This is a genomic window from Streptomyces sp. NPDC090022 (assembly GCF_044748145.1).
Taxonomy (GTDB): Bacteria; Actinomycetota; Actinomycetes; order Streptomycetales; family Streptomycetaceae; genus Streptomyces.
Genome location: NZ_JBIVFN010000007.1, coordinates 179912 through 201373, shown reverse-complemented (window position 1 = coordinate 201373; position 21462 = coordinate 179912). Strand labels below are relative to the sequence as shown.

Here is a 21462-nt window from a genome sequence, read left to right as displayed (position 1 = left end):
CGTCGGAGGTAATGCCCGTGGGCCGGGGCCGACAGCCACGCGGGGGCGGGCCGTGAGGTCATCCGGGGCCGGGGAGCCACGCGGGCGCGGGGCCGCCCGTCACGTCGAGGCCGCGGCCGAGGAGGTCGTCGGGATCGTCGAGCCTGCCGGACTGCGCCCAGAGCCGGCCCAGGAGACTGCGGGCTCTGGACTGCCCGGCGTCGAGGGCGGCCAGGGCAGTCCGCTCGGCTGCCGCCCGTTCCCCCGAGGCCTCGTAGTCCCAGGCGAGTTCCGCGAGCGCGGGGAGGTGCCCGGCGGCCACCGCCTCCTCGTACAGGTGCCGCGCCTCGTCCCCTCGGCCGCTTCTGCTCAGGATCCCCGCCAGCCAGGTGGCGGCGTGCTGATCGCCCTCGGCGGCCGCCTGTCGCCATACCGCCAGGCCCGCCTCCTCCCCGTGCTCCGCCTCGGCCGTGCCGGCGAGGACCATCAGGGCGTGGAATCTGCCCATGTACGGGAGCGCCGGCAGGTTGACCATGCGCGCCGGGGGCAGTCCGCCCAGGTCGGCCGATTGGCGCAGGATGCGCGTCCCCTCCACCGGGTCCTCGCTCATGACGACGTGCCCCAGCAGGGCCATCGGGAACGAGTCGCCGCTCGCCAGCGCCTCCCAGGCCGCCGCTTCCGCGCCGGCCGCGTCTCCCCGCCGCGCTCGTTCGAGGGTCAGCTCCCCGACCGCGTGAACGTGTCCTGCGGCCATGGCGCGCCGGTACAGCGCCTCCGCCCCGTCCTCGTCACCCGCCCGCATGCGATCGGTCGCGAGGAGCGTGAGCGCCGCCAGGTCACCGCTTTCCGCGGCAGCTCGGGTCAGCCGCTCGATCTCCTCGCTGTCGGACGTGTACCGCGCATCGGCCAGGAGCAGCATGGCCTCCGTGTTTCCGGCCCGAAGCCCTTCGCGGGCGTACCGCTCCGCCCGCTCGTAGTCCTCCGCCTCGTCGTACCAATGGGCCAGGTCGGTCAGAGCGCCGGAGTCACCGTGTTCGTGCGCCGTCGCGATGAGCGCCACGGCCTCGTCCTCGTGGCCCCGCTCCCACCGCAAGCGGGCCATCTCGACCCACCCGCGCGGTTCGCCCTCCTCCCCCGCCCGCCGGAACAGCGCGTCGGCGAGCGCGAACCGGCTCCTGTTCTCGGCGGAACCGCCCAGGGCGAGGAGGTCCGCGGGACCGGCCGCGTGCCCCCGTACGGCGTCCCAGAAGCCCTGGGGTGGGAAGATCCGCGCCCGGGTGAGGCGTCCGTGGTGGTCGAGGAAGTCGGCCAGCCGCCGTACGCCGGGCTCGGCGCCCATGCCCCCGGCTGCCACGACACCGCTGAGCGACCGGACCACACCCCTGATCTCCGTCTCGGCGAAGGCCAGTGCGCGGTCGAACCAGTCGGGCGGGGCGGCGGCCCGCTGGGCCTCGGTCAGGTACGCCGGAGCCGCCGCCTCCAGCAGACCCAGCGGGAGCGCCGCGCCGTAGCCGAGCCGCCGGGCGTCCATGGCCGCCGTCAGGACGGCCCGGCCGTAGCAGGCGGACCCGCCGTCGGCGGACTCGTAGTGCTCGACGAGCTGGGGGGCCGCGGCCAGGGTCTGGGTGATCGCTCCGTCCCGCCCGGTGAGCAGGGCGAGTTCGAGGGAGGGGTCGCGGCCGTCCCCCGCCGCGTCGATCGCCGCACCCGAGAACGTGGCGGGCACGGGGAAGACGTCGGCCTGGGTCAGCAGGGCCCGGACCTGGCGGTGGGGGTCCTCACGCAGCCCCTCCGGGCGTTCGGAGAGCCGCCGCGCGTGTTCGGGCCACATGGTCATCAGGACCACGAAGGGCCGGTCCGTCTCCAGCAGCCGGCGCAGCCGCAGCGCGGCCCGCTCGCCGTCGGGGCCGGTGAGGACGTTCTGCGCCTCGTCCAGCCACAGCACCAGGTGCGGGTCCACCGCATCGGTGGCGAGCGCGTCGAGCAGTTCGAGCAGGCTCTGCCCGCTCTTGGGGAAGGCCAGGTGCCGGTCGCCGCAACACGACCTGACCGCCTCATATCCCGTACGGGACTTGCCCGTGCACGATTCCCCCCGCACCAGCACCACGGAGGGCCGCCCCGCGTCGGCCGCCCGCGTGAGGCAGGCGCGCAGCGCCCGGTCGTGATCGCGGACGACGTACGCGGGCAGGACGAACCGCGCCGGGTCCGCCTCCCGCGCGCCCGCGACCGCCGGGTGGACCCCGAGCCGGCCGGGCGGCCAGTCGGCGACGGGCCGCGGCCGGTCGGACAGCGGGGCCGACCGGTGTGCGGCGGGCCGTACGGCAGGGTCCGGGAGCCCGGAATCGCTCCCGACCGCGCTCCGAGCACCCTGGAGGAGTCCCTGCGCCCTGCGCACGGCGGCGGAGAGGTCCTCCGGCCCGCGTCCCGACTCCCTCATGCGCTCCCCACCGTGCCCGCTCTCCCCGAGCCGCCAGGATGCCGCACCCCCGGGGCACGCGGAAACGCCGACGCCCCCGGGCCGGGACCGGCCGGGGGCGTCGGATCACGTCACATGAGGTGTCAGAGCAGGTCCGACAGGGCGAGGCCCGCCTGGGTGGCGGCGGCCTGGACCGTCTGTTCCAGGAGGACCGCGATGGTCATGGGGCCGACGCCGCCCGGGACCGGGGTGATCAGGGAGGCGCGTTCGGCGGCCGAGGCGAAGTGGACGTCGCCGACGTTGCCCTCGTTGTAGCCGGCGTCCAGGACGACCGCGCCCGGCTTGATGTCCTCGCCGCGGATGAACTCGGCCTTGCCGACGGCGGCGACCAGGACGTCCGCCTGGCGCACGAGGGAGGAGAGGTCCTGGGTGCGGGAGTGGCAGTAGGTGACGGTGGCGTTCTGCTCCAGGAGCAGCATGCCGGCCGGCTTGCCGAGGATCGCGCTGCGGCCGACGACGACCGCGTGCTTGCCGGTGAGGTCGACGTCGTACTCCTCCAGCAGGCGCATGATGCCGCCGGGGGTGCAGGAGACGAAGCCCGGCAGGCCGAAGCCCATCGCGGCGAAGGAGTGCATGGTGACGCCGTCGACGTCCTTGCCCGGGGCGATGGCCTCGAAGGCGGCGCGCTCGTCGATGTGGTGCGGGACCGGGTGCTGGAGCAGGATGCCGCTGATCTCCGGGTCCCCGGAGAGGCCGGTGATCACCGCGACCAGCTCCTCCGTCGTCGTCTCCGCCGGGAGGGCGACGTGGCGGGAGGTGATGCCGGCCTTGGCGCAACGGTTCTGCTTCATCCGTACGTAGGTCACGGACGCCGGGTCCTCGCCGACCAGGACGGTCGCGAGGCAGGGCGCGGTGCCGGTGCGGGCGGTGAGCGCGGCGGCGTAGCGGGCCGTCTGCTCGCTGATGCGGCGGGCGACGGCGGTGCCGTCCATCATGCGGGCGGAAGGGGTGGCGGCGGGGGTGGCCTGAGCGGTCGTCTGGGCAGTCGTCTGGGCAGTCGTCACGGGATCTCCTGAACGTCGCTGCGGATCGCGGTTCGCGGTAGCGGTTCGCCCAGGCGCGCGGCAGTGGACGTCACCCGGGGTTACGCGAGGTACCTCCGAGTACGCCGGGCCGCTCCCCGGTGGTGATCCACCCAAGCGCCAGTCACGGCCCGCTGCCCACTGTAGTCGACGCCGGCCGGCCCGGGCCGGACCCGGCCGCCCGCCTTATCCGGTGGAGAGCTCGCGCCCCAACTGGGACGATCAAGACATGACACCCATTTTCGACCATCTCGTGGCCGAGGCCGAGTCGGTCTCGGTGGACGGCTGGGACTTCTCCTGGCTGGACGGCCGGGCCAGCGAGCAGCGTCCCTCCTGGGGCTACCAGCGCCTCCTGGGCCAGAAGCTCGCCGGCGTGCGCGCGGCCCTGGACATCCAGACCGGCGGGGGCGAGGTCCTCGCCGGTGCGATCGGCGCGGGCGGGCCGCCGCTGATGGCGGCCACCGAGTCCTGGCCCCCGAACGTCGACCGGGCGACCCGGCTGCTGCACCCGCTGGGCGCGGTCGTCGTCGCGGACACCGACGAGCCGCCGCTGCCCTTCGGCGACGCGGCCTTCGACCTGGTCACCAGCCGCCATCCGGTGACCATCTGGTGGGAGGAGATCGCCCGGGTCCTCAAGCCCGGCGGCACCTACTTCTCGCAGCAGGTCGGGCCGGCGAGCGTCTTCGAGCTCGTCGAGTACTTCCTGGGCCCGCAGCCCGAGGAGGTCCGGCGGGCCCGGCACCCCGACGACGCGGCCGCCGACGCCGCCCGGGCCGGCCTGGAGGTGGTGGACCTGCGCTCGGAACGGCTGCGGACGGAGTTCGGCGACATCGGGGCCGTGATCTATTTCCTGCGGAAGGTGATCTGGATGGTTCCGGGCTTCACGGTCGGCCACTACCGGGACCGGCTGCGGGAGCTGCACGAACAGATCGAACGGCAGGGTCCGTTCGTCGCGCACACCGCCCGCTTCCTCATCGAGGCCCGTAAAACGGGATGATGGAGGAGACTGGACATCGGTTGCGTCTCGACAGCGTGGCGCAGGTCACTCAATTCAGTGCGTAACGAATCGACTCGGGCATGCGATGAACCGACAGGTGTCTTCGCGCGCCGCCGGAATACCGACCCCGTCGGGCCTGTTTCCGCTGGGACGCGCGATGATGTCCCGCCCGCCATTTATCTGTTCGCAACGAGAGGCTCCTTGTGTCGCTCAGCCCGTCCCGTACGTTCCCTCCGGAGATCGCCGAATCCGAGGCCCTGGTCGCTCTTGTCGAGCGCGGCCGCGAGCAGGGTCACATCAACGGTGACGACGTGCGCCAGGCCTTCGAGGCCGGTCGCATCCCGGTGGACCAGTGGAAGCGGGTCCTGCGCAGCCTGAACCAGGTCCTGGACGAGGAGGGCGTGGCGCTGCACGTCAGCGCCGCCCCGGCCACGAAGACCGCCGCCAAGAAGCCCCGCAAGGCGGCGGCCCCGGCTCGTACGGTGACCAAGAAGGCGGCGGCCGCGCCGCGCCCCATCGGCGCGCGCAAGACCGCGGCCGCGGTGCCCGCCACCGCTGCCGCGATATCCGCTCCTGCCCCCTCGACCGCCGCGGCCACCGAGGACGAGACGGCCGCCGTCGCCGAGCCCAAGAAGCGGACGGTCAAGAAGACCGCCGCGAAGAAGACCGCCACCAAGAAGACGGCGGCGAAGAAGACCAGCGCCAAGGACGACGCCGAAGCCGGTGAGAACCCGGAGCTCGAGGGCGACGACCTGTTCGAGGACCTCGCCGACGAGCCGGAGGAGGACACCGCCAAGGCCGGCACCCAGGGCTTCGTGCTGTCCGACGAGGACGACGACGACGCTCCGGCCCAGACCGTCATGGTCGCCGGCGCCACCGCCGACCCGGTCAAGGACTACCTCAAGCTCATCGGCAAGGTGCCGCTGCTCAACGCCGAGCAGGAGGTCGAGCTCGCCAAGCGCATCGAGGCGGGCCTGTTCTCCGAGTACAAGCTCGAGGAGGAGGACGACCACAAGCCGGCCTACCGCCGCGAGCTGGAGATCCTGGTCGAGGACGGCCGGCGCGCCAAGAACCACCTGCTGGAGGCCAACCTCCGGCTCGTGGTCTCGCTCGCCAAGCGCTACACGGGCCGCGGCATGCTCTTCCTGGACCTGATCCAGGAGGGCAACGTCGGCCTGATCCGCGCCGTGGAGAAGTTCGACTACACCAAGGGCTTCAAGTTCTCCACGTACGCGACCTGGTGGATCCGGCAGGCGATCACGCGTGCCATGGCCGACCAGTCGCGCACGATCCGTATCCCCGTCCACATGGTCGAGATCATCAACAAGCTCGCCCGTGTGCAGCGCCAGATGCTCCAGGACCTCGGCCGGGAGCCCACTCCGGAGGAGCTGGGCAAGGAGCTCGACATGACCCCGGAGAAGGTCATCGAGGTCCAGAAGTACGGCCGTGAGCCGATCTCCCTGCACACCCCCCTGGGTGAGGAGGGCGACAGCGAGTTCGGTGACCTCATCGAGGACTCCGAGGCGGTCGTCCCGGCGGACGCGGTCTCCTTCACCTTCCTCCAGGAGCAGCTCCAGTCGATCCTGGGCACGCTCTCCGAGCGCGAGGCGGGTGTCGTGTCCATGCGGTACGGCCTGAACGACGGCCAGCCGAAGACCCTGGACGAGATCGGCCGCGTGTACGGCGTCACGCGTGAGCGGATCCGGCAGATCGAGTCCAAGACCATGTCGAAGCTGCGCCACCCGTCGCGTTCGCAGGTCCTGCGCGACTACCTCGACTGAGAGGTACGCGGTCAGGCCAGGCGGAACACCGGGCCCACCGGTGTGAACGGCAGGGAGGCACCCTGCGGGATCAGGAAGGCGTGCTCGCGCCTGATCCGCAGGGTGTCGCACCACCCGTCCGTGATCACCAGGACCGGAGCTCCGGGCGGGAAGTCCTCCGCCCGCTGGAGCAGGTCGATGCCCGGCTGCAGCTCGGTGCCGCCACGACCCCGCACCCGTACCCGGCCGGCGATCTCGGTCGGCGGCAGATAGCCCGCGTCGTACGGCGCCGCGTCGCAGAACACGACGCGGGCGGCCGGTACGTCGCGGGCTTCCGCGTACGAGGCGATGGCGCCCAGGGCCTTGCCCAGCAGGGCCCGGTCCATCGAACCGGAGGTGTCGAGCACCACGCCGAAGGTGCAGCGCGCCACCTCCTCCGGCGGGAAGTACCGGCCCGCGCGCGGGATGTCCGGGGTGGCGGCCTGCCGGCGCGCCGGCCGCCCGTAGGTCCGTACCGGCTCGGGCCGGGGGACGTACTCGTCGAACCAGCGCGCCAGCTTCGCGTCCCACGGCACGGGCGGATGGGCCAGCGCCCGGATCTCCTCGACCAGCCCGGCGGGCAGCAGCCCGCGGTCCCCGGCCCGGTGCAGGTCCAGGCCCTGGACCAGGCCGCGCCGGTAGAACGCGTCGAGGTCGGTGTACGGGCGGGCCGCGCCGTGCGGCAGCGGCTCGCCGAGGATGTCGCCGACGCCCTTGCCGCACAGGGTGGCCAGCCGGCGCGTCCGGCGCAGGTCGGCGGTGATCCGGTCGTACACCTCCTCGACCGAGAGCCCGCGCAGCTGCGGGTCGTGCAGCAGCCCCTCGGGCATCTCGCCGACGGCCATCTCCACCAGCCAGCCGTTGACGACGTAGTCGGCGGCGACGTTGTGCAGGAACGGGTCGCGCGGGCCGCGGCGCTCGCCGTGGCGCAGGGCGGCGTGCAGCATCTCGTGGGCCAGGATGAAGCGCCACTGCTCGTCGGTGAAGGTGCGCAGCGGGTTGATGTAGATCTCGCCGGCGCGGGCGGAGACGGCGGCGATGGAGATGCCCCGGGCGCGGGACAGCTCGGCGTCGGCGACGACGGTCAGGCCGGCCGCGAGGCCGCCGAGCAGCGGGTACGCGGAGATGAACCAGTTCAGCGCCAGGTCCCAGGGCCGGCGGAGGGTCCCGGGCTCTCGGCCGCCGGCGGTGTCCATCGCGGCGGAGACGCTGCGGGTGAGAGCGGCGGCGAAGGCGGTCTGCCAGTCGGGGGCCGGGTCGTTCCAGTGCCGCCAGGGGCGCAGGTACTGGTCCGGGCCGGTGCCGGCCGTACCGCAGTGGCGGTAGGCGGCGGGCAGGCCGTCGCGGCGCCAGCGGGTGGCCAGCTGCTCCTCGTCGCCGCCGGGGTAGCCGGCGGGCAGGTGTTCGGGGGTGTGGCCGATCGGAACGGTCTGCAGGAAGCGGTTGACGACCACGCAGCGGGCCGCGAGGTCGTGCTCGTCGGGCTGCTCCCGGTCGTCCGCGGTGGCGGCGGGGACGTGGCCGAAGCCGAGGTGGAGCAGGCCGTGGGCGAGGGCCCAGGCCCACTCCGCGGGCTCGGCGAGGCGGGTGGGGTGGGCGTGCAGGACCCCGTTGGAATCGATCACGACGAGGCCGGTACGGGGGCACAGGCCGCACTCGTCGCTGCGGCAGAACTCCTGCTCCAGGGCGGCGAAGGCCGGGTTCTGGCGCACCTTGGCCCGCCCGGCCGCGTACGCCTCCGCGGCCGGATCGGGCTTGGTGTGCTGGCCGTGCTTGCCGCCCTTGGCTCCCTTGCCGCTCTTGGCCCCCTTGCGGCCCTTTCCGCCGGTCGTCGTCACCGGCGGGCCTCGACCAGGCGCGGCATGTCGCGGGCGGCCTCCACCAGGAACCAGGCGGGCAGCACCGGCTGCCCGTCGGCGTCGTCGGCGATGACGGTCTGGGCGACCTCGACGGAGATCTCGGCGAGCTGGACCAGCAGCGACTTGGCCCGGTAGGCGGTCTGCCGCATGGCGGGCGAGACGTGCTCCTTGCGGTCGGGGAGCTCCTTGACCAGCCGGCCGCGGAAGGCCTCGGCCAGGTAGTAGAGCAGGTCGCGGTCGGCCGGGCGGGTGGGCCAGGAGGCGTCGCCCTTGATGATCGCCTCAATGCCGAAGCTGTGCCGGACGATCTTGGCGTAGCCGCAGAAGGAGACGGCGTGGGCGGGCGTGAGCGTGCCGTGCGCAAGGACCTTCAGGGTCGGCTCGTCGAGGGCGGGCCCGAAGGAGTGCAGCGCGTCGGAGAGCATGTGCCAGGAGCGCGGTGTGGAGAACGGCTCCTCGGTCTTGGGCGGCTGTGACCAGAGGTGGTCGGGGCGGTCGGTGAGGTAGTCGGTGATCCAGGGGTGGATGCCGGCCTCGCCGGCCCAGACCATCCAGTCCGCGGCACTCGCCCGGAGGTGGACGTGGGTGAGGCGGTTGACGAGGGCGGAGGCGATGGGGCGGGCCAGGGCGTTGTCGGTGGCCCGGTTGCCGGCGCCGATGACGATGGAGCCCTCGGGAAGCTCGTAGGCGCCGATCCGGCGGTCCAGGATCAGGGAGTAGAAGGCCTTCTGCACGTCGGGGGTCGCGGCGTTGAGCTCGTCGAGGAAGAGGCAGTACGGCTCGTCGCGCGCGATCGCCTCCGGCGGGCAGAACACCGACCGGCCGTCGCGGATCTGCGGCACGCCCATGAGGTCCTCGGGCGCGAGCTGCGTCCCGAGCAGGCTGACGCACTCCAGGCCGAGCGAATCGGCGAACCTCCGCACCAGGGACGACTTCCCGATGCCGGGCGCGCCCCACAGGAACACGGGCCGCACGGTGGCGAGGCCGAGGAGCAGTTCGGGGATCTGGGCGGGGGTGACGGTGACAGCAGCCTGCACGGGTGGGAACGTCCTCGGGGTCGGTGGATCCGGCCCGCACAGTCTGGGCCGGGCCGGGCCCCGGGCGCACGCGAATAACGCACCGCCCGGGGCCATCGACAGCCTCGCCCCGGCCGCCCCGCCGCCCCGGCCACTCCGGTCCGGCCCCGTCGCTACGGCTCCGGGACCAGGACCACCGCCGTGCCGTAGGCGCAGACCTCCGTGCCGACGTCCGCCGCGTCCGTGACGTCGAAGCGCATCATCAGAACGGCGTTCGCTCCCCGGGCGCGCGCGTGCTCGATGAGCCGTTCCATCGCCTGGTTGCGGGTCTGGACCAGGGTCTTGGTCAGGCCCTTCAGCTCCCCGCCGATCATGGACTTCAGGCCCGCGCCGATCTGGCTGCCCAGGTGGCGGGAGCGGACCGTGAGGCCGAAGACCTCGCCGATGACCTGCTGGACGCGGTGGCCGGGGACGTCGTTGGTGGTCACGACGAGGACGCCCGCCTGGGGGCCGGGGCCGCCGCCGTAGTCGTCGATGCTCATGGCACCCACCCTCGGGGCAGAGGCGCGCGCCCGCATCCCGGGGGCAGACGCGCGCCCGCATCCCGGGGCGGCACCCGGCGTGGGTCAGACCGTGGCCCGGCGCTGCCTGCGGGCCGACATCACCGCGTACACCAGCACGCCCGCGAAGAGGAACAGCACGCCCTGGTAGACGGCCGCGTAGCCGGAACCGGCGACCAGCCACATCGAGAACCCGAAGGCCAGGCAGGCCAGGACCGCGTCGCGCACGAGGCGGCCGCGGTCGACCCGGTCCGCGCGCCCCGAGGCCAGGAAGTAGATCTGCGCGGCCGTGGACAGCAGGTACGGCACCGTCGCCGTGAACGTCGTGACCAGGACCAGGATCTCGAAGACGCCCTTCGAGCCGGCCGTGTAGTTGTAGACCGTCAGGGCGGAGGCCAGCACGACGGTCACGATGACGCCCACGACCGGGACCCCGCGCCGCTTGGTCTCGAAGACCTTCGGGAAGAGCCCGTCACGGGCGGCGGCGTACGGGGTCTGGGCGCTCAGCAGTGTCCAGCCGTTGAGCGCGCCCAGCATCGAGATCACGGCGGCGACGGCGACCACCGTGCCGCCCCAGGTGCCGCCGAACATGGCGTTCACCGCGTCCGTGAACGGCGCCGTGGAGTTCACCAGCGTGTCGTGCGCCACCAGCCCGAACACCGAGACCGTGCCCAGCAGGTACACGGCGGCCGCGCCGACCGTGCCGAGGATGGTGGCCCGGCCCACGTTGCGGGCGGGGTCGCGGACCTCCCCGGCGCTGACCGCCGCCGACTCCACGCCCAGGTAGCTGAAGAGGAGGATGGCCGCCGCGGCCGAGACCGCGCCCATCGCGCTGGAGTCGCCGGCCCGGTACGGGCCGAGGTTGGCCGGGTCGAAGAAGAACAGTCCGCCCACCGCGACCAGCAGCAGCGGTGCGAACTTCAGCACGGTGGCGACGAGTTGCACCGCGCCCACGTAGCGCGTGCCCGCGAGGTTGGCGAGCGCCGGCAGCCACTGGACGGCCAGCGCGGCCAGGCACATCGACAGCTTGTGCTCACCGACCGCCGGGAAGAGGACGGCGAGGTAGCCGACGGCGGCGACGGCGAGGGCCGCGTTGGACACCCAGGCCGTGATCCAGTAGCTCCAGGCGGCCAGGAAGCCCGCGAAGTCGCCGAAGGCGGCGCGCGCGTAGACGTACGGCCCGCCGGTCTGCGGGTGGCGCTCGGCGAGCCGCCCGAAGACCAGGGCCAGGGCTATCGCGCCGGCCGTCAGCACGCCGAAGGCGACCAGGCTGATGGTGCCGAAGGGGGCGACCGAGGCGGGCAGCAGGAAGATGCCGCCGCCGATGATGTTGCCCATGACCAGGCAGGTCGCGACCGGCAGGCCGAAGCGGCGGGCGTGCGGGCTGCCCTCCGGGCCGGTCTCCGGCTCGGGCGTGGCTGCGGCGGGCGCCTCGGCGCGGGGTGGTGCTGCGTGCGTGGTCATCGGTGGTGCGTCGCCTTACGGTGTCTCACATGCTGGGCAGGTCGACATATGGTCGGCCACCGGGAAAGTCCCACCAAATCAATGGTTTTCGTCCTGCGCGGACACCCCTGCGGAAGGAAAGGTTCCGCCGCCGGGCCCCTCCGGCCGCCGATCCTCCACCGCACCGTGCGCTGCAAGGGGCACCTGCGGCCCGTCCGCCTCCCGCAGCCAGCGCCGCAGCACCCGGTGCACCGCCTCCGCCCCCACCAGCCCCCGCGGCGGCGCGGACAGCTCCACGGGCCACATCAGGAAGGGGCGGCACTGCTCCCCGCCGAGCCCGCCGTGCGAGCCGATCTGCTCCTCGAAGGCGTGCACGGCGCCGGTGCGCGGGTCGTACGCCGAGTTCACCATGACGTCGGCGACGTGCGGGAACGTGTCCGTCCGCCGTACCGTCCCGGCCGCGCCCGGCCCGTACACCGCCAGCAGTTCCTCCGCCTCGCCCGGCGCGTCCAGCCGCGCCTGCGCCCCGTCCGGCCCCAGCAGCACCCCGTCCACCAGCAGGAAGCCGACGCCGGGGTGGTTGGCCAGGGTCGCCAGCAGCGCCGGGTGGGCGGTCTCGATCCACTCCCGCGTCGCCCGGCCGGGCGCGTCGGGAAAGGAGATCAGGGCCAGGTTCCCGGAGGCCAGGACCACCGGGTCCGAGCCGCGGCCCGCCCGTGCCCCGTCCTCGTCCTCGCCCTCCTCCACCGGGCGGTGCAGGGCCGCCCGTACGGCCGTACGCGCCTCCGCGCCGCTGCGCGTGCGGCCCGCCCGGCGTGACACGGGCAGCCCGCAGCCGGCCCGGACCAGGTCCTTCAGCGTGAGCCCGTACCGCCCCAGGAAGGTCTCCCCCGGGCTCTGGCCGTGGTCGGACAGCAGCACGATCCGGTACGGGCGGGGCGCGTGCTCGGCGACCCGGGCGAGCAGCGCGAGGCTGCGGTCCAGCCGGTGCAGCACCTGGTCGGTGTCGTGGCCGTGCGGCCCGGAGTGGTGGGCGACCTCGTCGTAGGCGACCAGGTCGGCGTAGACGGCGGCGCGGCCCGCGAGCATGTCACCGATCACCGCCGCGACCACGACGTCACGCTCCACGACGGTGGCGAACGCCCGGACGAACGGGTACAGCCCGCCGCGCGCCACCCGGGGCCGGTCCCCGCGCAGCCGGGCCCGCACCGACTGGACCGTCTCGCGGCCCACCTCCGCCACCAGGGACAGGGCGGTGCGCACGGCGTTGGCCGGGTCGGAGAAGTACGCGAAGTAGCCCGCCCGGGACCGGTTGGCCCGCCCCCGGCGGGCCGCGACCGACAGCACCAGGGCCAGTTGGTCGGCGCCGCCGCTGAACAGGTTGCCGCGGCTGGCGCCGTCGTGGGTGAGCAGTCCGCCGTCGGCGGTCCGGGCGATCGCGCGCCGCTGGAGTTCGGCGGCGCTGGTGGGCCGGTTGCAGACGACCACCTCGCCGCTCTCCTTCTCGTACCAGCGGAAGGCGGGGACGTCGAAGTTCGAGCCGTGCAGGATGCCGAGCTGGCTGGAGCCGGTCTGGCTGGACCAGTCGGTCCGCCAGGACACCACCCGGTGGCTGCGGTCCAGCCAGCGGGCCACCGTGGGCATCAGGCCGGTGCGCGCGGCGCGGCACAGCACCTCGTAGCCGACGCCGTCGAGCTGGACGAAGACGATGCCGGGGGCGGCGGCGCCCGGCCCGGCGGCGTCCGCGCGCCGGTGGCGGCGGCGTCTGCGGTCGGCGAGCCGGTACAGGCGCCTGCGGTACGCCTCGTCGTCGCGCACGGCGAGGGCGGTGGAGGTGGCGGAGGCGACCGCCGACATCACCGCGGCGACCACCACCGCGGTCTGCGGGGCGACCTGGCCGTACCCGGCCGGGATCAGGTGGAGGGCGAGGAGCAGCAGCGAGCCGTTGAGGAAGAACACCAGCAGGCCCAGGACCAGGGCCGGCACCAGCAGCAGGGCCCGCACCACGACCGGCCAGACCAGGGCGCTGAGCAGACCGAAGGCTCCGGCGCCCCAGGCGGCGGTGAGGCCGACCCGGGTGAGGCTCTCGCCGTCGTGGGACTGCAGGCGGAAGTCGGGCAGGATGCCGGCCAGCGCGAGCATGGTCAGGGTGGACACCGCCCAGACGATGGTGACCCGCACCAGGGCGCCGCCCGCACTCCGCCATCGTCCTCGCAGCACGCCGCACCCGCCCTCCGCCGCCCCTCCCGGATCTTTCCCAGCGTCGCACAGGGCGATGCGGCGGGCCGGGCGGCGCACAGGGGTGCGGGGCGCGGTGCCGGGCGCGCCGCCGGTGTGCCGGGCTCGGGCTCCGGCTACGTGCCGTCGTAGCCGGCGGTCGGCATGGACAGCCTGCGGTGCACCTCGGCCTTCATGGCGGAGGTGTAGCTCGGCTCGTCGATCCCGGCCGTCTCCAGCCGTACGCCGCGCCGCGCGCACTCGGCGGTGAATTCCTCGACCGAGCGCAGCGCGCGCCGCAGGACCCGGTGGTTGGGTGCGACGAACAGGTCGACCCGGCCGTCGTCGACATCGCGCCACAGTCCGAAGTGGTCGGCGCGCAGCCCCAGGAAGAGCAGCTGCCGGGTCACCACGTAGCCCTGGTCCGCCGCCCAGCGGTCGCACATCGCGTGCTGGCTGCGGGTGTCCACGACGAAGGGGTCGGCGTCCAGTTCCTCGAGCGGGGCCAGGCTGGCGATAGCGGCCACGCGCAGCTCATCCATGCCGCCCGACCCTACTCCGATCCGTGGCCCCCGAGGAGGGGGCCGTCGGCCACGACGGGCCGCCGGAACGGCCGGACAAGGCCTAGTCTCGAAGATGACCCCCACGGCGGTGGAGGTCCGCAGGGAGGGAGGGCCGCGTGCCGGTGGAGATCACCTGGTGGGGTCATGCCACGTGCACGGTCGAGGACTCCGGGGTACGGCTGCTGACCGATCCGCTGTTCGCCCGCCGGCTGGTGCACCTGCGGCGCCGCCGCGGCGCACCGCCTCCGCCGGAGGCCTCCGTCGCGGACGTGGTGCTCGTGTCGCACCTGCACGCCGATCACCTGCACCTGCCCTCGCTGGCGGCGCTCGCGCCGGGCACCCGGCTGGTGGTGCCGCGCGGGGCGCGCCGGGCGGTACCGGGGCTGGCGCGACTGGCCGGGGTGCGGCGGCTGCCGGTGACGGAGGTGGCGCCCGGGGAGGAGATCGTGGTGCGGGAGGGCGTACGGGTGCGCGCGGTGAGCGCGCGCCACGACGGGCGCCGCCTGCCGTTCGGCCCGCATCTGGCGCCGGCGCTCGGGTACGTCGTCAAGGGCGCGGCCCGTACGTACTTCGCCGGGGACACCGGGCTGTTCGACACGATGGCGCGGGAGGTCGGCCCGGTGGACGTGGCGTTGCTGCCGGTGGGCGGCTGGGGCCCGTACCTGGGTCCCGGGCACCTGGACGCGGGGCGGGCGGCGCAGGCGCTGGCCCGGCTGGCGCCGGCCGCGGCGGTTCCGGTGCACTACGGGACGTTCTGGCCGATCGGGATGGACGCGGTGCGGCCGCACGAGTTCCATGCCCCGGGCCCGGAGTTCGAACGGCTGGCGGCGCGGCTCGCGCCGAAGGTGGCGGTACGGGTACCGGGGCACGGCGAGCGGGTACGGGTGCCGTGACGCTGCTGCGGGAGGCGATGCAGCAGGTGCCGCCGGAGTCGACCCAGCAGGCGGTGGGCTACCCGGCGCTGTTCGTGCTGGTGGCCCTGGGGGCGCTGGTGCCGGTGATTCCGACGGGGGCGCTGGTGAGTTCGGCGGCGGTGGTGGCCTTCCACCACGCGCTGCCGTTCGGGCCGCTGCTGGTGTTCGTGGTGGCGGCCCTCGCGGCGTTCACCGGTGACATCGCGCTGTACTGGCTGGGGCAGCGCGGCGTCGGGTCGCGGGGCGGTTCGCGCTGGCTGGCCCGGCTGCGCGGGCGGGCCACCCCGGAACGGCTGGCCCAGGCACAGGCCAGGCTCGACGAGCACGGCGTGCAGGTCCTGGTGCTGTCCCGGCTGGTTCCGGCGGGCCGGATCCCGGTGATGCTGGCCTGTCTGCTGGCCCGGATGCCTCTTCGCCGCTTCGCCCGCGGGGCCGCGCCCGCCTCGCTGGCGTGGGCGGCGACGTACGCCTTGATCGGCATCCTGGGCGGCTCGCTGTTCGCGGAGCCCTGGAAGGGCGTCGCGCTGGCGGTGGCCCTGGCCCTGCTGATCAGCGCGGCGCCGGCCCTGTGGCGCCGGGTACGGCGGTCCCCGCGGGAAGGCGACGTGTAGGACCGGTCCGGTCCGGTCCCGTCCGTTCCGTTCCGCCCGCGACCACGCGAAACGCCGGATCGTGGGCTACAGGGTGGCCGAGGCGCCGATCGGGAGGTCCCACAGGTCCTCGCGCGGCAGGCCCGCGCGGGCCCAGGCGGCGCGTACGCGGTGCAGCGGTTCCATGACCGGCTCGGCGGAGAGCACGAAGGTGGCCCAGTGCATGGGGGCCATCCGGCGGGCCCCGAGGTCGAGGCAGGCCCGGACGGCCTCCTCCGGGTCGGCGTGGACGTCGCGCAGCCACCAGCGGGGCGCGTAGGCGCCGATGGGCAGCAGGGCCAGGTCGATACCGGGGTGGCGGCGGCCGATCTCGGTGAACCAGTGGCCGTAACCGGTGTCCCCGGCGAAGTACACCGATCTGCGGGCGCTGTCCCGGGTGTCGGTGAGCACCCAGCCGCCCCACAGGCTCCGGCAGGTGTCGAGGAGGGACCGCTTGGACCAGTGGTGGGCGGGGACGAAGTCGAAGCGTACGCCGCCCAGTTCCGCGGCCTCCCACCAGTCGAGCTCGGTGACCGTGCCGAATCCGCGCCGCCGGCACCAGCGGCCCAGGCCCGCCGGGACGAAGAGGGGGGTGTGGCGGGGCAGCCGTTTGAGGGTGGGCGCGTCGAGGTGGTCGTAGTGGTTGTGGCTGATGACGACGGCGTCGACGGGCGGCAGGTCCTCCCAGCGGACCCCGACGGGGGTCATCCGGGCCGGCGTGCCGAGGATCCGCCGGGACCAGACCGGGTCGGTGAGCACGGTCAGCCCGCCGACGCGCAGCACCCAGCTGGCGTGCCCGGCCCAGGTGACGGCCACCGTGCCGGGCCCGGCGGCGGGCAGCGGGCCCGGCTCCCAGGGCAGGTCGGGGATGCCGTGCAGCCCCTCGGGCGCCGGCCGGAAGGCCCCTTCGCGGGCCAGCCGTGCGAACGCCCGCACTCCGGGCAGCGGCGCGGTCAGCCGGTCGGCGAACGACCGCGGCCACACCCGATGCTCCCCGAGCGCCCGCGGCACGGCACCCCCCGCCCCGCCGTCGGTACGGCCACCCCCCGCGTCCGGGGCATGCCCCGGCATCACGGCACGCCCCGGACCGCCGGCGGTGGCCGGGGCACGCGCCGGCACCGGGCCTCCGGCGGTGGCCGGCTCACGTGCCGGGACCGGTCCCCCGGTACGGACGGGGCCCGGATCCGAGGCCACAGCGTGCGCCCGGGCGGACGCCGGGTCGGCGGCCTCGGCTGAGCCCTGAGCCGGCCCCTGAGCCGACGCCAGGTTCGGGGCCGGGGCCGGGGTTTGGGCCGACGCCTGGTCCGGGGCCGACGCCTGGTCCGGGGGCGGGCCCGGGGGGCTCGGGTGGGGGGCGGGGTCGGGCGGGGAGGTGGCGGGTGGGCGGGCGGCCGTCTGGTCCCTCATCGCGGTCTCCGTTCGGCGTCGTCACATCAGGTCGGCGAGCACCGCGGCGAGGGCGTCCAGGGAGCGCCGTACGTGCGGGAGCCCCAGCGGGTCACGGGAGGTGAGGGCGGCCAGGCGTTCCTCCGGGGTGGCGCCCAGCAGCGGTCCGGTGGACAGCCGTACGCGCAGGGCGCCCAGTTCGTCCGCGAAGCGCTGGCCGCCGGGGGCCGGGGCGCCCAGCCGGCCACCGAGGTGGTCCTCCAGCTCCATCGCGTCGCCGACACCGTGGCGGGCCAGGCCGGCGCGCAGCGGGGTGAGGTCGGCGTACACGTGGCGGCCCGCCCGCGGCGGCCGGGCCAGGGCGCCGGCGGCCAGCAGTTCCCGGTGGACGGCGGCGGCCACCACACCGTGCAGCCGGGCCGCGGCGATCGCCCGGGCCGCGACCTCCTCCGGCTCGTCGAGGGCGTACGCGGCGGCCCCCGCGACCGGGCCCGCGGCCTGCGCGCCGGTGGCGGTCAGCACGTCGAGGGTGCGGGCCCGCAGCCAGGTGCCCCGCGGGGTGTCGGGCAGCCGCAGCACCGCCGCGGGCCAGCCGCCCGGCAGCAGCGCGCCCGACAGGTCGACGAGCACGGCCGTGTGCTCGGGCAGCATCTCGGCGGGGCTGAGCACCAGGGTCTGGTGCGGCCGGTGCACGGTGTCCCGCCAGGTCTCGTCGCTGACCACGAACAGGCCCGCCGACTGCGCGGCCTCGCACGCCTCCCGCATCAGTTCCGGCGGGGGCACGGTGGCGGTCGGGTCGTCGGCCACGGACAGCAGCAGCACCCGCGGATCGCCGCCCTCGGCGCGCACCCGCCGTACGGTTTCCAGCAGCGCGTACGGGTCCGGCACGCCCCCGCACTCGGCGGGCGTCGGCACGTGGTAGGCGCGCCGTCCCAGCAGCCGGACCTGCGGCGTCCACCAGGCGGGACAGGGGCGGGGCAGCATCACGTCACCGCCGTACGCGCCGATGAGGGCGAGCAGCAGGGACGGCGCGCCGGGGCCGGCGGCGACGTTCTCGGGATCGGTCGGCAGCCCCCGAGAACGCCAGTAGCGGCAGGCGGCCTCGCGTACGGGCGGGCCGCCGCCGGGCGGTTCGGGCGCGGAGCGGTCGGCGGCCGCGGCGAGTACGGCGGTCAGTCCGGGCAGCACCGGCAGGCCCGGCTCCGGCGCGGGCGGACCGTACCGGACCGGTCCGCGCCCCTCGGGCGCCGTGCGCTGCATCCCCGCCACCGCCCTCGTCCTGTGATCTACGCGCCACGGGCCCCGGCCCGCGGCACCACACCCTCTCTCCCTGCCCTTTATAAGGGTGATGAGACGGACTCGCCCCTTATGGACGTCCGCTCACGTCCGGACCGCCGGATGTCAGCGCCGCCGGCCCGTCAGCGCGAGCAGCCGCGTCTGCGGGTCCGCGTCGGCCGGCACCTCCACCGGGGCGTCGAACATGCCGCTGGCGGCGAGGGCGTCGGCGTACGGCGTGACCTGCCGGAGCGCGAACTCCACCAGCCGGTCCGGCAGCCGGTCGTCCGCGCCGATGGCCCGCGCCAGGTCCCAGGTGTGGACGACGCAGTCGGTCGTCAGCTCGGAGCAGTATGCGGCGCCGGGCGTGGGCCCGTAGCTGAGGCCGACCGTCCGGGCCAGCGTGCCGGGCGCCTCGAAGGTGGCGTGGGCGGCGGCCGCGGCCTTGTCCCAGGCGGCGGCCGGGGCGTCGCCGAGGAGGTCGCCGGAGAGCGCGTCGCCGACGTCCTCGACGGTGCGGCCCTCGCCGGCCAGCGGCGGCACCCAGGCCTGCTCGCCGGTGACGTGGTTGACCAGGTCCCGCACGGTCCAGTCGGTACAGGGGGTCGGCCCGTCCCACTGGTCGTCGGCGACCGCGTGCACGTGCTCACCGAAGAGGCGCAGCGCCTCCGCGTGGCAGGCGAGCAGCGCGGCCGGGTCCAGCGGGGCCTGCAGGTCCCGAGTGGCGTCTCCCACGGATCCCACCATCCTCTCGCATCACAGCCATCCCCCTGGGACCAGGCTCCCCCGCATCTCCTTGCCCTGCAAGGGGTGTGTCCACATGTCAAAACGGCAATCTCATATACCGGCAAGATCCCCTACGGTAGAAGTCCCCTTCGACGCAGAGGAGTCGCCGTCATGACGCCCGCCCGGGAGCAGGAACAGGGACGCGAAAAGGAACAGGGACAGGAGCCGGTCGCTGAGACCGCGGTCTACACCCACGGCCACCACGAGTCGGTCCTGCGCTCGCACCGCTGGCGCACGGCACAGAACTCCGCCGCGTACCTGATCGGCGAGCTGCGGCCGGGCCTGTCCGTCCTCGACGTCGGCTGCGGGCCGGGCACCATCACCGCCGATCTGGCGGAACTGGTGGGGCCGGGCGGCCGCGTCACCGCGGTCGACGCGGCCCCGGAGGTAATGGAACAGGCGCGGGCGTACGCGACGGAGCGCGGCCTGGACACGATCACCTTCGCCACGGCCGACGTGCACGCGCTGGACTTCCCGGACGGCTCCTTCGACGTGGTCCACGCCCACCAGGTGCTCCAGCACGTGGGCGACCCGGTGCGGGCGCTGCGCGAGATGCGCCGGGTGTGCCGCCCGGGCGGGATCGTGGCCGCGCGGGACGCCGACTACGCGGCGATGACCTGGTTCCCCGCGTCGCCCGTGCTGGACGAGTGGCTGTCGCTGTACCGCCGGGTGGCCCGCGCCTGCGGCGGTGAACCGGACGCGGGCCGCCGGCTGCGCTCGTGGGCGCTGGCGGCGGGCTTCGACGACGTCCGTGCCTCGGCGAGCGCGTGGTGCTACGCGACGCCGGAGGAGATCGCCTGGTGGTCGGGCCTGTGGGCGGACCGTACGACGGCCAGTTCGTACGCGTCGCTGGCGACGGACACCGGTCACGCGACCCCGGACCGGCTGTCCGCCGTCGCCGACGCCTGGCACGCGTGGGCCCGCTCCCCGGACGCCTGGTTCTCGGTGCTGCACGGCGAGATCCTGTGCCGCGCCTGACACCCCGCCCGGCCTGACACCCCGCCCGGCCGGGCGCCCGCCGGGCCTGACACCCCGCCGGGCCGGATGCGCCGCCCCGCGCCGCGGCGGTCCGGCCGGGGCCGTACGGACCCCGGTCGGGCCGCCGGGGGCCGGCCGGGCCCCGCATCACCCGCCCTCCGCGGTCCCCGGCGGACGCATGCGGAAGTCGTAGCGGGGCGGGAGGGGGCAGGGGGTCAGGCCGGCCCACAGGTCACCGAGGGTCTCGTCGCCCTCGCGCAGGTCCGGGACCTCGAAGCCCTCTTCGAACAGCCGCCGCGCCGCCGCCACGTGTCCCTCGGCCGCCAGCAGCCGGGCCGCCAGCAGCCGGAAGCGGCCCTGTTCGCGCAGGGCGGGGCGCAGCCGTTCCCACACCGAACGGGCCACCGCCGGGCGGCCCGCCGCCAGGGCCGCCGTCATCGCCTCCCGGGCCAGCGCGGATTCGGCGGCCGCCCACGCCTCGCCGTCCCCGCTCTCGTGCGCGAGACCGGCGATGGCCTCGGCGTACCGGTCGGCGGCCCGGGCCGGGTCGCCCGCCAGCTCCTCCGCCACGGCCAGGCACCGCAGCAGCGGCCAGCGCGAGGGGGCGGCCGCCAGCCCCCTCTAAGAGCTTGCGGCCGCGCAGCGCCCCGGTCGACGTCTGGACCAGCCCACGCCCCTCGCCGTCCAGCGCGGCGATCCACGGGCGCCCGCCCTCGGGCAGCTCGTAGAAGGAGTCCGCCGGACAGTTGCTGCGCAGCGGGTAGGTGCGGTCGGCGCCCTCCCATACGGGCACCGCGACCTCGCGCAGCGCCCGCTCGTAGCCGAAGTGCCAGGCCCGGTCGGCGGGGGCGAGGACGCGGGTGTCCGGGGTCTCGGGGACGGCGGTGTTGGACCACCAGTAGACGGGCGCCGGCCGCTCGTGGGGGTTGCGCACGCGGACGCCGACGTAGAGGAACTCGCTCTCCCCCGGTAGCCAGAGGTCCACCTGGAAGGGCAGGTCGCGCAGCCGCTCCCACTCCCACAGCCGCACCATGGTGCCGCCGTCGGGTGCGGGGACGAGGGCGGCGTGCAGCGGCGCGCAGGACAGGGCGGTGTGGCCGGTGGCGCCGATGTTCCATTCGATGCCGCCGGAGAACCAGGCCCCGTTGAGCGCGAACGCCGCGGGCTGGAACACCGGGTTACGGTAGAGCAGTTCGCGTCCCGTGGGGACGTGGACCAGGGAGTGCACCCGGCCGCCGAGGCCGGGCAGCACGGTCACGCGCAGGTGGGCGTTCTCCAGCACCACGGCCTCGGTGTCGGCCGGCGCCCGCTCCCGCCCGTACCCGTCGCGCAGGCGGACCGGCAGCAGCGATCTCAGCGGCTCGTAACCGATCTGACGGGCCATCTCGCGCGGCAGCCGTGCCGTCAAGCGGTCGTCGAGGACGTGGACCCCGTCGAGGGGGCGCAGCGGCGGCAGCGGGTTCTCGGGGCCCAGCGGGGCGGCGGGCCGCGTGACGACCGCGCGGCGGACAGAAGTGGCCATGGGGCAAGGGAACACGGCGGAGCGGCCGCGGGGCAGGGGTT

At 74.9% G+C, this 21462-nt stretch carries 16 protein-coding genes, 1 pseudogene and 1 riboswitch; of the genes and pseudogenes, 5 read left to right on the top strand and 12 right to left on the bottom strand.

Annotated features, from left to right (window positions below; all coding sequences use genetic code 11):
- Positions 1 to 58 precede the first annotated feature (58 nt).
- Together ACIPXB_RS16795 and ACIPXB_RS16790 are read right to left on the bottom strand one after the other, a co-directional pair.
- A complete protein-coding gene (locus ACIPXB_RS16795; protein WP_401450034.1) occupies positions 59 to 2416 on the bottom strand; it encodes a hypothetical protein in 2358 nt (785 codons plus the stop codon).
- A 122-nt stretch (positions 2417 to 2538) separates the two neighbouring features.
- A complete protein-coding gene (locus tag ACIPXB_RS16790) occupies positions 2539 to 3390 on the bottom strand; it encodes a bifunctional 5,10-methylenetetrahydrofolate dehydrogenase/5,10-methenyltetrahydrofolate cyclohydrolase (RefSeq protein ID WP_401450214.1) in 852 nt (283 codons plus the stop codon).
- A 109-nt stretch (positions 3391 to 3499) separates the two neighbouring features.
- Positions 3500 to 3615: riboswitch (ZMP/ZTP riboswitch) on the bottom strand.
- 91 nt (positions 3616 to 3706) lie between these two features.
- Between ACIPXB_RS16790 and ACIPXB_RS16785 the strand changes: the two genes are divergently transcribed.
- Together ACIPXB_RS16785 and ACIPXB_RS16780 are read left to right on the top strand one after the other, a co-directional pair.
- Positions 3707 to 4474 (top strand): methyltransferase domain-containing protein, encoded by a 768-nt coding sequence (locus ACIPXB_RS16785; protein WP_401450032.1) that lies wholly within the window; start codon positions 3707 to 3709, stop codon positions 4472 to 4474.
- 203 nt (positions 4475 to 4677) lie between these two features.
- The gene (locus ACIPXB_RS16780) at positions 4678 to 6255 is read left to right on the top strand and encodes an RNA polymerase sigma factor (protein WP_401450030.1); all 1578 of its coding nucleotides are present in this window, start codon (positions 4678 to 4680) and stop codon (positions 6253 to 6255) included.
- Between the two features lie 11 nt (positions 6256 to 6266).
- On the opposite strand, the gene ACIPXB_RS16775 is transcribed toward ACIPXB_RS16780, so the two are convergent.
- The 6 genes from ACIPXB_RS16775 to ACIPXB_RS16750 form a co-directional block, all read right to left on the bottom strand.
- Positions 6267 to 8111 (bottom strand): hypothetical protein, encoded by a 1845-nt coding sequence (locus ACIPXB_RS16775; protein ID WP_401450027.1) that lies wholly within the window; start codon positions 8109 to 8111, stop codon positions 6267 to 6269.
- Positions 8108 to 9169, bottom strand: coding sequence for an ATP-binding protein (locus tag ACIPXB_RS16770; protein ID WP_401450024.1), 1062 nt, complete (start codon positions 9167 to 9169; stop codon positions 8108 to 8110). The genes ACIPXB_RS16775 and ACIPXB_RS16770 overlap by 4 nt, the downstream gene beginning before the upstream one ends.
- 152 nt (positions 9170 to 9321) lie before the next feature.
- On the bottom strand, positions 9322 to 9690 hold the full coding sequence (locus tag ACIPXB_RS16765) for a YbjQ family protein (protein WP_401450021.1): 369 nt from the start codon (positions 9688 to 9690) through the stop codon (positions 9322 to 9324).
- Between the two features lie 84 nt (positions 9691 to 9774).
- The gene (locus ACIPXB_RS16760; RefSeq protein WP_401450019.1) at positions 9775 to 11172 is read right to left on the bottom strand and encodes an amino acid permease; all 1398 of its coding nucleotides are present in this window, start codon (positions 11170 to 11172) and stop codon (positions 9775 to 9777) included.
- Positions 11173 to 11250: 78 nt separating this feature from the next.
- Positions 11251 to 13371 (bottom strand): phage holin family protein, encoded by a 2121-nt coding sequence (locus ACIPXB_RS16755; RefSeq protein ID WP_401450017.1) that lies wholly within the window; start codon positions 13369 to 13371, stop codon positions 11251 to 11253.
- 134 nt (positions 13372 to 13505) lie between these two features.
- Complete coding sequence (locus tag ACIPXB_RS16750; RefSeq protein ID WP_401450014.1) at positions 13506 to 13910, bottom strand: hypothetical protein; 405 nt, start codon at positions 13908 to 13910, stop codon at positions 13506 to 13508.
- A 137-nt stretch (positions 13911 to 14047) separates the two neighbouring features.
- Between ACIPXB_RS16750 and ACIPXB_RS16745 the strand changes: the two genes are divergently transcribed.
- Positions 14048 to 14824: an MBL fold metallo-hydrolase gene (locus ACIPXB_RS16745; protein WP_401450012.1), complete on the top strand. Its 777-nt coding sequence runs from the start codon at positions 14048 to 14050 to the stop codon at positions 14822 to 14824.
- 17 nt (positions 14825 to 14841) lie between these two features.
- Positions 14842 to 15456, top strand: a complete 615-nt coding sequence (locus ACIPXB_RS16740; RefSeq protein WP_401450212.1) for a DedA family protein — start codon at positions 14842 to 14844, stop codon at positions 15454 to 15456.
- A gap of 66 nt (positions 15457 to 15522) precedes the next feature.
- On the opposite strand, the gene ACIPXB_RS16735 is transcribed toward ACIPXB_RS16740, so the two are convergent.
- The 3 genes from ACIPXB_RS16735 to ACIPXB_RS16725 all read right to left on the bottom strand — a co-directional run bounded on the left by ACIPXB_RS16735 (position 15523) and on the right by ACIPXB_RS16725 (position 18870).
- A complete protein-coding gene (locus ACIPXB_RS16735) occupies positions 15523 to 16545 on the bottom strand; it encodes an MBL fold metallo-hydrolase (protein ID WP_401450010.1) in 1023 nt (340 codons plus the stop codon).
- Positions 16546 to 16902: 357 nt separating this feature from the next.
- Positions 16903 to 18120, bottom strand: a complete 1218-nt coding sequence (locus ACIPXB_RS16730) for an aminotransferase class I/II-fold pyridoxal phosphate-dependent enzyme (RefSeq protein WP_401450007.1) — start codon at positions 18118 to 18120, stop codon at positions 16903 to 16905.
- 141 nt (positions 18121 to 18261) lie between these two features.
- On the bottom strand, positions 18262 to 18870 hold the full coding sequence (locus ACIPXB_RS16725; protein ID WP_401450005.1) for a TIGR03086 family metal-binding protein: 609 nt from the start codon (positions 18868 to 18870) through the stop codon (positions 18262 to 18264).
- Positions 18871 to 19032: 162 nt separating this feature from the next.
- Here ACIPXB_RS16725 and ACIPXB_RS16720 point away from each other — a divergent pair, with 162 nt between their 5' ends.
- A complete protein-coding gene (locus ACIPXB_RS16720; RefSeq protein WP_401450003.1) occupies positions 19033 to 19899 on the top strand; it encodes a class I SAM-dependent methyltransferase in 867 nt (288 codons plus the stop codon).
- Between the two features lie 147 nt (positions 19900 to 20046).
- On the opposite strand, the pseudogene ACIPXB_RS16715 reads toward ACIPXB_RS16720, so the two are convergent.
- Positions 20047 to 21421 (bottom strand): annotated as a pseudogene (locus tag ACIPXB_RS16715) (DUF5107 domain-containing protein).
- Positions 21422 to 21462: the final 41 nt, after the last annotated feature.

Coding starts and splice junctions, on each gene's coding strand:
- ACIPXB_RS16795 (WP_401450034.1), bottom strand. CDS start 2,416: ATGAGGGAGTCGGGACGCGGGCCGGAGGACCTCTCCGCCGCCGTGCGC.
- ACIPXB_RS16790 (WP_401450214.1), bottom strand. CDS start 3,390: ATGATGGACGGCACCGCCGTCGCCCGCCGCATCAGCGAGCAGACGGCC.
- ACIPXB_RS16785 (WP_401450032.1), top strand. CDS start 3,707: ATGACACCCATTTTCGACCATCTCGTGGCCGAGGCCGAGTCGGTCTCG.
- ACIPXB_RS16765 (WP_401450021.1), bottom strand. CDS start 9,690: ATGAGCATCGACGACTACGGCGGCGGCCCCGGCCCCCAGGCGGGCGTC.
- ACIPXB_RS16760 (WP_401450019.1), bottom strand. CDS start 11,172: ATGACCACGCACGCAGCACCACCCCGCGCCGAGGCGCCCGCCGCAGCC.
- ACIPXB_RS16750 (WP_401450014.1), bottom strand. CDS start 13,910: ATGGATGAGCTGCGCGTGGCCGCTATCGCCAGCCTGGCCCCGCTCGAG.
- ACIPXB_RS16740 (WP_401450212.1), top strand. CDS start 14,842: ATGCAGCAGGTGCCGCCGGAGTCGACCCAGCAGGCGGTGGGCTACCCG.
- ACIPXB_RS16735 (WP_401450010.1), bottom strand. CDS start 16,545: ATGCCGGGGCATGCCCCGGACGCGGGGGGTGGCCGTACCGACGGCGGG.
- ACIPXB_RS16730 (WP_401450007.1), bottom strand. CDS start 18,120: ATGCAGCGCACGGCGCCCGAGGGGCGCGGACCGGTCCGGTACGGTCCG.
- ACIPXB_RS16720 (WP_401450003.1), top strand. CDS start 19,033: ATGACGCCCGCCCGGGAGCAGGAACAGGGACGCGAAAAGGAACAGGGA.